Annotated in this window: 11 protein-coding genes; 9 read left to right on the top strand and 2 right to left on the bottom strand. The window is 59.6% G+C overall.

Annotation, left to right across the window (positions count from 1 at the left end; all coding sequences use genetic code 11):
• Window positions 1-57: 57 nt before the first annotated feature.
• The 4 genes from AB4N82_RS01915 to AB4N82_RS01900 all read left to right on the top strand — a co-directional run bounded on the left by AB4N82_RS01915 (window position 58) and on the right by AB4N82_RS01900 (window position 4,607).
• Entirely contained in the window at window positions 58-2,052 is a 1,995-nt protein-coding gene (locus AB4N82_RS01915; protein ID WP_032888943.1) for a polysaccharide biosynthesis protein, read from the top strand.
• Between the two features lie 111 nt (window positions 2,053-2,163).
• Window positions 2,164-2,496 carry a ComEA family DNA-binding protein gene (locus AB4N82_RS01910; protein ID WP_032888945.1) on the top strand — a complete coding sequence of 111 codons (333 nt, stop codon included), beginning with the start codon at window positions 2,164-2,166 and terminating at the stop codon, window positions 2,494-2,496.
• A 602-nt stretch (window positions 2,497-3,098) separates the two neighbouring features.
• Complete coding sequence (locus tag AB4N82_RS01905) at window positions 3,099-3,743, top strand: GntR family transcriptional regulator (protein WP_099601447.1); 645 nt, start codon at window positions 3,099-3,101, stop codon at window positions 3,741-3,743.
• Window positions 3,744-3,758: 15 nt separating this feature from the next.
• Window positions 3,759-4,607: an urea carboxylase-associated family protein gene (locus AB4N82_RS01900; RefSeq protein ID WP_122764956.1), complete on the top strand. Its 849-nt coding sequence runs from the start codon at window positions 3,759-3,761 to the stop codon at window positions 4,605-4,607.
• 6 nt (window positions 4,608-4,613) lie between these two features.
• On the opposite strand, the gene AB4N82_RS01895 is transcribed toward AB4N82_RS01900, so the two are convergent.
• Window positions 4,614-4,781, bottom strand: a complete 168-nt coding sequence (locus AB4N82_RS01895; RefSeq protein WP_081797766.1) for a DUF2897 family protein — start codon at window positions 4,779-4,781, stop codon at window positions 4,614-4,616.
• Between the two features lie 111 nt (window positions 4,782-4,892).
• Window positions 4,893-6,257: an ethanolamine permease gene (gene eat, locus AB4N82_RS01890; RefSeq protein ID WP_095184207.1), complete on the bottom strand. Its 1,365-nt coding sequence runs from the start codon at window positions 6,255-6,257 to the stop codon at window positions 4,893-4,895.
• A gap of 409 nt (window positions 6,258-6,666) precedes the next feature.
• Between eat and kdpF the strand changes: the two genes are divergently transcribed.
• From kdpF to AB4N82_RS01865, 5 genes are all read left to right on the top strand, one after another.
• Window positions 6,667-6,756, top strand: coding sequence for a K(+)-transporting ATPase subunit F (gene kdpF, locus AB4N82_RS01885; protein WP_003218754.1), 90 nt, complete (start codon window positions 6,667-6,669; stop codon window positions 6,754-6,756).
• A gap of 9 nt (window positions 6,757-6,765) precedes the next feature.
• A complete protein-coding gene (gene kdpA, locus AB4N82_RS01880; protein ID WP_122764957.1) occupies window positions 6,766-8,460 on the top strand; it encodes a potassium-transporting ATPase subunit KdpA in 1,695 nt (564 codons plus the stop codon).
• A gap of 14 nt (window positions 8,461-8,474) precedes the next feature.
• The gene (gene kdpB, locus AB4N82_RS01875; RefSeq protein ID WP_206073119.1) at window positions 8,475-10,532 is read left to right on the top strand and encodes a potassium-transporting ATPase subunit KdpB; all 2,058 of its coding nucleotides are present in this window, start codon (window positions 8,475-8,477) and stop codon (window positions 10,530-10,532) included.
• Window positions 10,533-10,629: 97 nt separating this feature from the next.
• Window positions 10,630-11,175 (top strand): potassium-transporting ATPase subunit KdpC, encoded by a 546-nt coding sequence (gene kdpC, locus AB4N82_RS01870; RefSeq protein ID WP_095184208.1) that lies wholly within the window; start codon window positions 10,630-10,632, stop codon window positions 11,173-11,175.
• A 57-nt stretch (window positions 11,176-11,232) separates the two neighbouring features.
• Window positions 11,233-13,884 carry a sensor histidine kinase gene (locus AB4N82_RS01865; RefSeq protein WP_122755783.1) on the top strand — a complete coding sequence of 884 codons (2,652 nt, stop codon included), beginning with the start codon at window positions 11,233-11,235 and terminating at the stop codon, window positions 13,882-13,884.
• The last annotated feature ends 13 nt before the right edge of the window (window positions 13,885-13,897 follow it).

Here is a 13,897-nt window from a genome sequence, read left to right as displayed (position 1 = left end):
TGATAGTGAGGCCACCCCTGCCTTTTTTTCAGGCAGATGTAACTTTGGAGAGTAAGGATGGATCGGCTGCGCACGCTGCTACTTGGCCTACCAAGGCGTTATAAGCGCGTTCTACAGGTGCTGACTGACATCGTGGTGGTGTGGGCCGCGTTGTGGATGGCTTTTGTCGTGCGCCTGGGCATCGACGAGATGATCAATCCGGTCAGACAGCATTTATGGCTGTTCATTGCTGCACCTATCGTTGCCATTCCCTTGTTTGTGCGATTCGGTATGTACCGGGCGGTTATGCGTTATTTCGGTAATGATGCGCTGATCGCGATCATCAAAGCAGTCAGCCTGTCATCGTTGATCCTGGCGCTGGTGGTTTACTGGTATAGCAACCATCAGAACGTCGTCCCGCGTTCGATTGTTTTCAATTATTGGTGGCTAAGCCTGATCATGATTGGCGGCCTGCGCCTGGGGATGCGTCAATATTTCCTTGGGGATTGGTTCACCGCCACCCAGCATGTGCCGTTTACAAATCGTGATGACGGCTTGATCAAAGTCGCTATCTACGGTGCTGGGTCTGCCGGTAACCAATTGGTCGCCGCATTGCGCATGGGGCGTGTTATGCGTCCTGTGGCGTTTATCGACGACGATCCCGGGATTTCTGATCGTGTTATCTCGGGTTTGCATGTTTATAAACCCCGGCATATTCAACAAATGATCGACGCGACAGGTGTTCAGGAAATTCTCTTGGCCATCCCCTCGTCCAATCGTGGTCGGCGGCGTGAAATCCTGTCCTTTCTTGAAGGTTTCCCTCTGCACGTTCGCAGTGTTCCCGGCTTCATGGATCTGGCCAGCGGACGCGTCAAGGTCGACGATATCCAGGAGGTCGATATTGCAGACTTGCTAGGACGTGATGCAATCCCAGCCCAAGGCGAACTGCTTGAACACTGTATTAAAAGTCAGGTTGTACTGGTTACGGGGGCAGGTGGGTCAATTGGTTCAGAACTCTGCCGGCAGATTATATCCCTCAAACCTACTACGTTATTATTGTTCGACCATAGCGAATTTAACCTGTACACCATTTTGTCTGAGTTGGAGCAACGTATTACTCGCGAATCTTTGCCGGTAAAACTTCTGCCGATACTCGGGTCAGTACGTAACCAAGGCAAGTTGCTCGATGTTATGAAAACCTGGCATGTAGACACTGTCTATCATGCAGCTGCTTACAAGCATGTGCCGATGGTAGAGCACAATATCGCTGAAGGCGTGTTGAACAATGTCATTGGCACGCTCAATACGGCGCAAGCTGCACTTCAGTCTGGTGTGGCCAACTTTGTATTGATTTCGACTGACAAGGCCGTACGTCCAACTAACATCATGGGGAGCACCAAACGGCTGGCGGAATTGACGCTGCAAGCCCTGAGTCGAGAACTCGCCCCGGTATTGTTCGGTGATAAGGCGAATATCTCCCGCGTCAACAAAACCCGCTTCACTATGGTTCGTTTCGGCAACGTTCTGGGCTCCTCGGGCTCAGTCATTCCGTTGTTTCACAAACAGATCAAATCCGGTGGTCCCCTGACGGTTACCCATCCGAAAATCACGCGGTATTTCATGACGATCCCGGAGGCGGCCCAACTGGTCATTCAAGCTGGGTCCATGGGGCAGGGTGGGGATGTATTCGTGTTGGACATGGGCGAGCCGGTGAAAATTGTCGAGCTCGCAAAAAAGATGGTGCATCTATCCGGGCTCAGTGTGCGTTCTGACGAGAACCCTCAAGGTGACATCTCGATTGAGTTCACCGGCCTGCGCCCCGGCGAAAAGCTTTACGAAGAGTTACTCATCGGCGACAACGTGGTCGCCACTCAACACCCCATGATCATGAGCGCCAACGAAGATCATCTGTCTTGGGAAGTGCTTAAAGGCAAGCTCTCGGACTTATTGGCTGCCGTGGATCAAGACGACTACGCCCGCGTCCGTCAACTCCTGCGCGACACCGTCAGCGGCTACTCCCCAGACGGAGAGATCGTCGATTGGATTTACCAGCAACGCCGTCTCGAGCCTTGATTTAATACTCTGTTACTCAACCGTTTTTGACGAATTTCCAACATCACCTACGTTTGAAAAGCAGCTTCGGAAAAGCTGCTTTTCTTTCAACGATGTCATGGAGCGTCACCAATGCAGAACACCTACATCTCTTCGCTGATTTTCGCCGTTCTTACAACCCTCTCCGTCGCCAGCACCGCAGCCCCTTCCATCAAGCCTGAAGCCCCAACCCCTATCAGCGCTCAGATGGCCAAGGCCGAGCAATCCGCCAAGGTCAACCTTAACGCCGCAGACGCCGAGACCCTGCGTCGGGATCTGTTCGGTATTGGCGCTGCCAAAGCCAAGGCAATCATCGCCTACCGCGAAAGCAATGGCCCATTCACGGCGGTGGATGAGTTGCTGGAAGTGAAGGGTATCGGCAAGGCGCTGTTGGAGAAGAACCGCGACAGGCTGGTGATCAACTAAGCTCCAAGGGGCCGGTCATTGATCGGCCTCTTTCTTCTGTGAGTTCCGCGCTTCACGTTCCCCCGCACCACGTCTATGTTCCACCTCACCAATTGTGGGTCTTAGACTCTCCTGGCAAGGACTTATGCGCCTACCAGTGTCGACATCTTCCCCAGCCTCTCTGCGCCGCAACACCCATCTCCCAGCGCCGTTTCAATTTGCTCAAGTCTTACGTCGATAGGGTTCGTTATCGCACTGGGCTGGTCGCTCAGATCTATCTCGGAAAACATTGTTGGCAGCGGGAAGCCGTGGTCCGGGGGAGGACATGTGCCGTTCCGACAGGTAGTTGTCGACAAATACATCCAGCGGTCTTTGCTGACTGAACAGGTTGTCGCGATGGGCGTCCAGGTCCGCAGCTGATCTGTGAAGGCCGGGCGCTTCCTTGATGATGCATGGGTGAGTTTGGGTTTTGTGACGATGTAAACAACGTATAAGGCGGCTCAAGCCACAGGCTGGCATTTTAACCAACCTTAACTTTTTACACCCATATCGCCCGTTCTGGAGGTTGGCATGAAACGTGATTACCTCCAGACAGAAGATTGTTCAACAATCATGAGGCGATGATGACACCCAATATGTCTTTAGCAGACCAGATTGCTTTGGAGCTGCGTGCCGACATCATCAGCGGGCGGTTATTGCCGGGTATGGCCCTGGTCGAGGCGGATTTGGTCACGGCCTACAGTGCGTCGCGCAATACGATTCGCGAAGCCCTCCACCGTTTGGGGCAGGAGGGCTTGACCCGTTATGTGCGCAACAAGGGTGTGATGGTCCGGCGATTGGAGCGGGAGGAAGTTCGCGATCTGTTTGTTGTCCGCCGCACACTGGAATTGCAGGCCATCGCACAAAGCAAAGCGTTGACGGACGATCAATCTGAACGCATGCAAAACGCCATCGACGCCACCACCCTGGCCCGTGAGCGCGAAGATTGGCGTGCCGTGGCCACCCACAGTTTGTTGTTCCATCAGCACATCGTCGGGTTGATGCGCAGCCCCTTGTTCGATGAGTTTTTCGCCCGGGTCATCGCCCAGCTACGCCTTGTGTTTTGTGCGGCGCCCGATGAGCAGCGTTTTCAGTCACCTTGGCTTGAGCGTGACCGCGAGATTTACGCGTTATTGGTCCAGGCGAATAAACCCGCGGCAGGGGAGGCGATGAGCTTGTACCTGGAAGATTCCGAACGCCTGTCGTTGGCGTTGTTTACCCACCCCTGATCGAGGATTTGCACCATGTACAAAGATTATCCGGCCGCTTATCAGGTCAGCAAAGGCTCGGCGCTGCAGGTCGACACGGCGTTTTACGAGCGCATTCGTGACCGGGCGGATCAACGCACCTTGATCGAACAGTTTGAGGTGCCTATTCGAACAGGCAGGGCCTGGAAGGTACCGGCGGGGCATGTGTTTCGTGTTACTACGCCAGTGGGCCCGCAGGTGGGTGACTTTAACGTCTGGAACGCCCACGACCCGCGGGAACGTCTTTGGGCATCGCGCACCCGCCAATTGCAGGGCGCCCATGTCAGCACCCATGACCGACTGTGGTCGAACCTGCCGTTTCTGCGACCGTTGGTGACCATCACCGATGACAGCCTGGCCAGTTATGGTATCGACGAGCACGGCGGGCGCCTCCACGACTTACTCGGCACGCGCTGCGATCCCTACGTGAACCGGATGCTGACCGGTGAGGATTTCCATCACCACTGCCATTCGAACCTCACTCGCGCGGTGCTGCCCCACGGTCTTACGGAATTCGACGTGCATGACGTGTTGAATATTTTCCAGTGCACCGGCCTGAATCACGACGACATGTACTTCATGAAGGCGTGTCCGGCGCAGAAGGGTGATTACCTGGAGTTCTTTGCCGAGATTGATTTGCTGTGTGCACTGTCGACCTGCCCGGGTGGAGATCTGTCGCTGCCGATGTGGGGGCCGGACGCACAGGATCCGCTGACGGTATGTCGTCCGCTGGGCGTCGAGATCTACAAGTTGGAGGATCAATTGCTGAGCGGCTGGAGCCAGCCGGAGCGTGCTGCCTACAAAGGGCAGCACGGGTTGCATATTGCCAAGGCGGATTGGGAGTAAGCCTAACTAGCGATCCTGAGAATCCTTGGCGTCCGCCTGGGCGTTGCGTTCGGCCACGCGTTTGCGTTGCTCGTCGGTGAGTTCCACCTTGTTGGCGCTGTCTCGCAGCATCATCAGCCCACCGACGATCGACCCAATCGCGACCACCATAATCAACCACGCATACCACGGCATAAGGCTCTCCTTGAGGCAGATTGCTGTGGGAGAATTTTCCCACGGTAATAACTGCTTTGAGTTACGGGCTTTCTGAGTAGTTCAGTGTAAGCCCGTTCTGCCTCGTAAACCTTAGAGCCCAGTCAACATTGCGTCCGCTGGCGCATCGGCACGGTCTTGTGCGGTCAGTTGGAAGTAGATGAAACCTACCGCCATAAAGCCCAGGAAGATCAAGCCGATGAGTGTGTTGAACCACGCCATGGCCACCAGGCACACCACCGCCAGCACCAACGCAATGCCTGGCACGATCGGGTAACCCGGCGCGCGGAAGGTGCGTTCCAGCAGCGGTTCGGTTTTACGCAGTTTGAATAGGCTGAGCATGCTCATGATGTACATGACGATGGCGCCGAAAACCGCCATGGTGATCATCGCTGCAGTCAGAGTCATGCCGCCCAGGTTGATCAGACCGTCGCTGTAGATGGCGGCGATGCCGACCACACCACCGGCGATGATGGCCCGGTGCGGTGTCTGAAAACGCGACAGTTTGGCGAGGAAAGACGGTAAGTAACCGGCGCGGGCCAGGGCGAAGAACTGGCGCGAGTAGCCCAGGATAATGCCGTGGAAGCTCGCTACCAGGCCAAACAGGCCAATCCACACCAACATGTGCAACCAGCCGGAGCTCTCGCCCACCACGGTTTTCATGGCCTGCGGCAGCGGGTCGTTGATGTTCGACAGGGTGCGCCAGTCACCCACGCCGCCGGCAAAGAACATCACGCCCATGGCCAGGATCACCAAGGTCAGGATGCCGCTGATGTAGGCCTTCGGAATGGTGCGCTTCGGATCCTTCGCTTCTTCAGCCGCCATGGCTGCGCCTTCGATGGCAAGGAAGAACCAGATCGCAAACGGAATTGCGGCAAACATCCCGGCAATCGCTGGGGCGCCAAAGGTATCGGAACCGGCCCATCCATTCAGGGCGAAGTTACTGAAACTGAATGCCGGGGCGACCACGCCCATAAACACCAGCAGCTCTGCGACGGCGAGCACGCACACGACCAGCTCAAAGGTCGCGGCGAGTTTCACGCCAAGGATGTTCAGGCCCATGAACACGATATAGGCACCGACGGCAGCGTGCTTCGGGTCCAGCGCAGGGAACTGCACATTCAGATAAGCGCCGATGGCCAAGGCAATGGCAGGCGGCGCGAAGACAAATTCGATCAGGGTGGCAAGACCGGCGATTAAACCGCCTTTCTCCCCAAATGCACGACGGCTGTAGGCAAACGGTCCGCCAGCATGGGGAATCGCGGTGGTCAGCTCGGTGAAACTGAAGATAAAGCAGGTGTACATTGCGGCGACCATCAACGAGGTCACCAGGAAGCCCAAGGTTCCGGCCACGCCCCAGCCATAGCTCCAGCCGAAGTATTCACCGGAGATCACCAGCCCGACGGCAATGCCCCATAAATGCAGGGTGCCTAGGGTGGGTTTGAGTTGTGTGTTCATGTGTTGCTCCCTGAACGGTTTGGAATGATTCAAGGTGTTGCAGCGGCCATGCCAGCTTGAGAATCATTGTCGTAAAGGCGCGCAACTGTCGTCTGGGGGATGGTTTGGCGTTTGAAATTTGCCGGTGTCGCACCAGATAGGTGCGGCGGTGACGGTGCCGACGCTATCGGGAGCAAGCCCCTCCCACAGGTTGACTGGCGCTCGGCATGACAACTCGGTCAAGTGTGGGAGGGGGCTTGCTCCCGATAACGCCTGCCCAGACGCTGGAAACCCGCAGTGTAAACCCCGCATAAAGCCACTCTTTACGCCTTCTTTACGCCCCGCCCGTACCCTCGCACTCGTTCCTTTACGCCACTCCTGCGGACAATTGCCCCACACGCGGCACTCGCCGCTGAACGGAGAGACTTCCATGAGTGTTCTGGACGGAGTGTCACTGCTATTGGCCGTGGCGCTGTTTATTTATCTGCTGGTTGCGCTGTTACGCGCGGATCGGAACTAGGAGCTGGCCATGCACAGTTATGACTATTGGCTGATCATCGCCTTCTTTGCCGTGGTATTGGTGCCGGCACCGTTCCTGGGGCGGTTCTACTACAAGGTGATGGAAGGCCAGCGCACGTGGCTGAGCCCGGTGCTGGGGCCTGTCGAAAAAGCCTGTTATCGCCTGTCGGGTGTCGACGCGCAGCAGGAGCAGAGCTGGCAGAAGTACATGCTGGCGTTGCTCGCATTCAACCTCGCGGGTTTCCTGCTGTTGTTCGCGATCCTGATGTTCCAGGACTATCTCCCGCTCAATCCGCAGAAATTGCCGGGGCAGGAGTGGACGCTGGCCTTCAACACTGCGGTCAGTTTCATGACCAACACCAACTGGCAGTCCTACAGCGGTGAGGCGTCACTGAGCTACCTCAGCCAGATGGCTGGCCTGACGGTGCAGAACTTCGTCAGTGCGGCCACTGGGCTGGCAGTCCTGGTCGCTTTGTGCCGTGGGATCGGTCGCAAATCTGCCCAGACATTGGGTAATTTCTGGGTCGATATGACCCGCGCTACCCTCTACGGCCTGTTGCCGTTGTGCCTGGTGCTGGCGTTGTTCCTGGTGTGGCAGGGCGTGCCGCAGACGTTCGCCCATTACGTTGATGCCGTGACGATGCAAGGCGTGGATCAGGTGATCCCCCTGGGCCCGGCGGCCAGCCAGATTGCGATCAAGCAATTGGGCACCAACGGCGGTGGTTTTTTCGGCGTCAACTCGGCGCATCCCTTTGAAGACCCGACTGCCTGGGCCAACCTGTTTGAGGTGGCGTCCATCATCCTGATCCCGGTGGCGTTGGTATTCACCTTCGGCCATTACGTCAAAGACCTGCGCCAAAGCCGCGCCATTCTTGGCTGCATGCTGGCGCTGTTCCTGATCGGCGGCGCGACTTCACTGTGGTCCGAGTATCAGCCCAATCCGACCCTGAACAACCCGGCCGTAGAGCAAACCGCGCCGCTGGAAGGCAAGGAAGCGCGCTTCGGCACCACTGGCACGGTGCTGTGGTCAGTGACCACCACCGCGGCGTCCAACGGTTCGGTCAACGGCATGCAGGACAGCCTCAGCCCCCTCAGCGGGATGGTGGCGCTGGTCAACATGATGGTCGGCGAAGTGATCTTTGGCGGCGTCGGCGCCGGTATGTACGGGATGTTGCTTAACGTGTTGATCGCGGTGTTCCTGGCTGGCCTGATGATCGGCCGTACGCCGGAATACCTGGGCAAGAAACTCCAGGCCAAGGAAGTACAGTTGCTCGTCGTGACCTTGCTGGTGATGCCAGTCGGCGTGCTCGTGCTCGGCGCCATTGCCGCCAGCCTGCCAGGCCCGGCCGGCGCTATCAGTAACCCTGGTCCCCATGGCTTCAGCCAGTTGCTTTATGCCTACACCTCCGCCAGTGCCAACAACGGCTCTGCGTTTGGCGGCTTCAGTGCCAACACGCCGTTCCATAACCTGATGCTCGGCCTGGGCATGCTGATCGGTCGCTTTGGCTACATCCTGCCGGTACTGGCCCTGGCCGGCAGCCTGGCGATGAAAAAGAGCGCACCGATTGGCCAGAACAGCTTCCCCACCCACGGCCCGCTGTTCGTGGCTCTGTTGACCGTAACCATCTTGCTGGTGGGCGGCCTGACTTTCCTGCCGACGCTGGCGCTGGGTCCGATCGCTGAACACTTGAGCATGGGCTTCTGAGAAGGGATATGAACATGAATATGCCTGCAAAAAACGCGGCCCCGGTCAAACCCCAGGAGCCTGCCAAAACCGCTATCTCTGCTCTGTGGCGCCCGGCGCTGGTCCAGGCGTTCGTCAAGCTGGACCCGCGCGAACTGAAACGCTCGCCGGTGATGCTGGTGGTCGAACTGACTGCGATCCTCACCACGGTGCTGTGCTTCGTACCCGACACTTCCGTGCCGACCTTCGTTGCCGTGCAGATCGCCGTGTGGTTGTGGTTCACCGTGCTGTTCGCCAACTTCGCCGAAGCCTTGGCCGAAGGGCGAGGCAAGGCTCGCGCCGACAGCCTCAAGGCAGGCAGTGAAGGTCTGAGTGCTCGGCGCAAGGAAGCCGATGGCAGCTTCAAGGTCGTGCCGGCCACCAGCCTGCGTAAGGGTGATGTGGTGCGGGTTGCCGCAGGGGAAATGATCCCCGGTGACGGCGAGGTGATCGAAGGCATCGCGGCGGTTAACGAAGCGGCGATCACTGGCGAATCCGCCCCGGTGATCCGTGAGTCTGGCGGCGACCGCTCGGCCGTTACCGGCAACACCCGGCTGGTCTCGGACTGGCTGATGATCCGCATCACCGCCAACCCTGGTGAGTCTACCCTGGACCGCATGATTGCCTTGGTAGAAGGTGCCAAGCGCCAGAAGACCCCCAATGAAGTCGCGCTGGATATCCTGCTGATCGGCCTGACGCTGATCTTCCTGCTGGTGGTCGTAACGTTGCAGCCGTTCGCCCACTTCGCCAATGGCAGCTTGCCTTTGGTGTTTCTGGTCGCACTGCTTGTGACGCTGATTCCCACGACCATTGGCGGCTTGTTGTCGGCCATCGGCATTGCCGGCATGGACCGCCTGGTACGCCTCAATGTGATCGCCAAGTCCGGCCGTGCTGTGGAAGCAGCCGGGGACGTACATGTGTTGCTGTTGGACAAGACCGGCACCATCACCTTTGGTAATCGCCGGTGTGCGGCGGTGGTCGCGGCGCCCGGCGTCAGTGGCCGCGAGGTGGCCGAAGGCGCGCTGTTCGCGTCCCTGGCGGACGATACGGCGGAAGGCAAATCCATCGTTGAATACCTGCGCGCCTTGCACCCTCAGGCCGAGCCTTCCCAGGACGAGTTGACCGCCGTGCCGTTCAGCGCTGAAACCCGCTTGTCCGGCGTTGACTTCCAGGGCCGCGTGTACCGCAAAGGCGCGGTGGATTCGCTGCTGGCATTTATCGGCCAGCAGCGTCAGGACCTTGCACCTGCGCTGTCGCGGGAAATCGATAAGATCGCCCAGAGCGGCGGCACGCCTTTGCTGGTGTGCGCCGATGGCAAGCTGCTTGGTGCGATTCATTTGAAGGACGTGGTCAAGCCCGGCATCCGCGAACGTTTCGCCGAGCTACGCAAACTGGGCATCCGCACCGTGATGGTCACTGGCGACAACCCGCTGACGGCTGCTGCGATTGCCGCTGAGGCGGGCGTGGATGACGTGCTGGCCGAAGCCACGCCAGAGAAAAAACTCGCACGTATCCGTCATGAGCAGAACGACGGGCGCCTGGTGGCAATGTGCGGCGACGGCGCCAACGACGCCCCGGCACTGGCGCAGGCCGACGTGGGCATGGCGATGAACGACGGCACTCAAGCCGCCCGTGAGGCCGCCAACATGGTCGACCTCGACAGCGACCCTACCAAGCTGCTGGACGTGGTGCAGATCGGCAAGGAATTGCTGGTGACCCGTGGCGCGCTGACCACCTTTTCAATCGCCAACGATGTGGCCAAATACTTTGCGATTCTGCCGGCGCTGTTTGCCTCGATCTATCCGCAACTCGGCGTGCTCAACGTCATGCACTTGCAGAGTCCGCAGAGCGCGATCCTGTCGGCCATTGTGTTTAACGCGTTGATCATCGTGGTGTTGATCCCGTTGGCATTGCGCGGTGTGCGCGTGCAGGCAGCGAGTGCAGCGGCGTTGCTGCGGCGCAACCTGTTGATCTATGGCTTGGGTGGGTTGTTGGTGCCGTTCGTGGGTATCAAGGCCATCGACATGCTGTTGACCGCCCTGCACCTCGTATAAGCCAGACCTTGTAGTGAGCGGGCTTGCCCCGCGCAGGGCTGCGAAGCAGCCCCACTGCGACCAAGGTCGCTGTATCCAACGAATTGAGGAACCTGAAATGTCCAACATCATCCGTCCAGCCCTGAGCCTTTTAGTGCTCATGACCCTGATCACCGGCGTCGCCTACCCATTGGTGGTGACCGGCGTCGCCCAGGTGGCATTCCCCGATCAGGCCAACGGCAGCCTGGTACGCGACGCCGATGGTAAGGTGCGCGGGTCCAGCCTGATCGCCCAGGATTTTACCGGCGACAGCTGGTTTCACCCGCGTCCATCGGCGGGCGCCTTTGCGACGGTGTCCAGCAGCGCCAGTAACCTTGGCCCGAGTAACCCAGCGTTAGCCACCCGCGTATTCGATGACGCAAATAAACAGCTGGTGCCAGGTCAGGGCCCGGTACCTTTGGCCTCGCTGACTACCTCTGGCAGCGGTCTTGATCCACACTTGCCACCCCAGGCGATTGCCTATCAACTGGTGCGGGTAGCGGCGGCGCGGAATGTGCCGGTGTCGACCTTGCAACGGCTGTTGGATGAGCACATCGAAAGCCCATTGGTGGGGCCACCGGTAGTGAATGTACTGGCGCTGAACATGGCGCTGGAAAAACTCTGATCCCACAGTTGATCTTCACTTGCCCGATTACATCATCACCTGAAGGACACTGCCCGCATGAGCGACTCCGGCCGCGCCGATGCCCTGCTAGCCGATCTACCCCGTAATGGTCGTGGCCGGCTCAAAGTCTTCCTCGGTGCCGCACCCGGCGTAGGCAAGACCTACGCCATGCTGCAGGCGGCCCACACCCAACTGCGCCAAGGCGTCAAGTTGGTCGCCGGTGTGGTGGAAACCCACGGCCGCGCCGAGACCGAAGCCTTGCTAGCCGGCCTGCCACAGCAACCGTTGCTGCGCAGCGAATATCGCGGTGTGATGCTCGAAGAAATGGACCTCGACGGCCTGCTCGCGGCCAAGCCCAAGCTGGTGCTGGTGGACGAACTGGCCCACAGCAACGCGCCCGGCAGCCGCCATGAAAAGCGCTGGCAAGATATTCAGGAACTGCTCGCTGCGGGCATCAACGTGTTTACCACGGTCAACGTTCAGCACTTGGAAAGCCTCAACGACCAAGTGCGCGGGATCACCGGCGTGCAGGTGCGTGAAACGCTGCCGGACTGGGTACTGCAAGAGGCCGACGAACTGCTGCTGATCGACCTGCCATCCCGCGAGCTGCTGGAGCGCCTGCGCGACGGCAAAGTCTATGTCCCGGAACAGGCCCGTGCGGCCATCGATGCGTTTTTCACCCAGACCAACCTGATGGCCCTGCGCGAGCTGGCGATGCAGACCGCCGCAGCCCATGTCGATGACGACTTGGCCCAGGGCTATCGCCAGCTCGGCCAGGCCGCGCCGGCGGTGCGCGGCCGCTTGTTGGTGGGTGTGGATGGCGACGCGCAGGCCGAACGCCTGGTGCGGCATGCCAGTCGTGTGGCGCAGCGTCGACATTTGCCGTGGAGCCTGGTGCATATCGATAACGGCCGGGCACGGGATGAGCAGTCGCGTCTGCGCCTGCAAAACGCCCAGCAGTTGGCCGAACGTCTCGGCGGGGAAGTCGTGTTGCTACGGGCGGGGGAGGTGGCCAAAACCTTGATCCAGCACGCCGGCGAACGCCGCGCCAGCCTGGTGTTGGTGGGACAGTCACGGATGCGCTGGCGCCGTCGTTTATTCGGTGGAGGCCTGGCGGCGCGTCTGCTGCGCAATGCGCGCGGCTTGGAAATCAACGTGCTCGACAGTGACGATACTCCCGCGCCGCCGCGCTTGCCGCAGGTCCGCGGGCTGGTGTGGTTCGACTACTTTTTGGCGGTGGTGGCGACGGTGATTGCTGCCGGCGTGGCCTGGGCGGTGTCCAGTGTGTTGCCGTTGCCGAATATCTCGCTGGTGTTTCTTGCTGCCGTATTGCTGGTCGCGGTGCGCAGTAGCCTGGGGCCGTCCTTGGTCTGCGCGGCTTTATCATTTCTGACCTACGACTTCCTGTTTATTCCGCCGAATTTTTCCTTCTCCATCCAGCGTGAAGAAGATGTGCTGACCCTGCTGTTCTTCCTGCTGATGGCAGCGCTCACCGGCAACCTCGCGGCGCGTCAGCGTCGACAATTGCAGGCGTTGCGCGATACCCAGGAGGAAACCAGCGAGCTGCTTGACCTGTCACGCAAACTCACCGCCGCCACTGACCGCCAGGCCGTGGTCAGCGCGGCGGCCCATCACCTTGAAGGTTGGAACGACCTGGACCTGTGCCTGGTCAATCGCGATGGACAGGGTGGTTGGAAGATCGAAACCGGCGGCCCGCTGACCTTCAGCGAAGCCGAACGCGCCGCCGCCGATTGGGCCTGGCAACATGACCAACCCGCGGGCATGGGCACCGGCACGTTGCCGTTTGGGCGCTGGTGGTGGTGGCCGTTGTCGGGCGAGGAAGGTCCGCTGGGCTTGCTCGGTGTCAGTGCCAAACCGGGCCAGGCGTTGAGCGGTCAGCGCCGCCGCTTGCTAACTGCTCTGAGTCAGCCTCTGGCCCAGGCCCTGGCCCGTGCGCAGTTGGCGCAGGAGCTAGAATCCGCACGCCTGCACGGCGAAACCGAGCAACTGCGCAGTGCCTTGCTTGCGTCGGTGTCTCACGATTTGCGTACGCCGCTGACGTCCATGCGCGGCAGTATCGACAGCCTGCTGGCGTTGGGTGAAGCCATTCCCCTGGAGGACCGTCGCGAATTACTGGAAGGCACGCGCGATGAAGCCGAGCGCCTCGATCGCTATATCCAGAACCTGTTGGACATGACTCGCTTGGGCCATGGCGCCCTCAAGCTGGCGCGTGATTGGGTGTCGCCGGGCGATATCGTCGGCAGCGCCCTTGGCCGTTTGCGTGCGGTACTGGCGCCATTGCAGGTGAGCACCGAGGTGCCGCCTGAGCTGCCGTTGCTGTATGTGCATGCGGCGCTGATCGAACAGGCGCTGGTCAATGTGCTGGAGAACGCCGCACGCTTTTCACCCCCTCAGGGACGTTTGCAATTGAGTGCCGGCGTGTCGGATAAGCAACTGTTTTTCGCGGTAGCCGATGAGGGGCCGGGCATCCCCGAGGATGAGCGCGCGAAGATTTTCGATATGTTCTACACCGCTGCGCGCGGTGATCGGGGCGGGCAGGGCACCGGCCTGGGTTTGGCGATCTGCCAGGGGATGGTCGGGGCGCACGGTGGGCATATCAGCGTGGCCGATGGCATTGAAGGGCGCGGCACCTGCATCACCTTGTTCCTTCCATTGCCTGCACAGCCTGGCCTGGAGCCTGAGTCGTGAGCTACCCTCTTTT

This window comes from Pseudomonas sp. H1_D04 (assembly GCF_054683855.1).
Note: the sequence above shows the minus strand (reverse complement) of the source record. Positions and strands in the feature narration are given on the sequence as shown.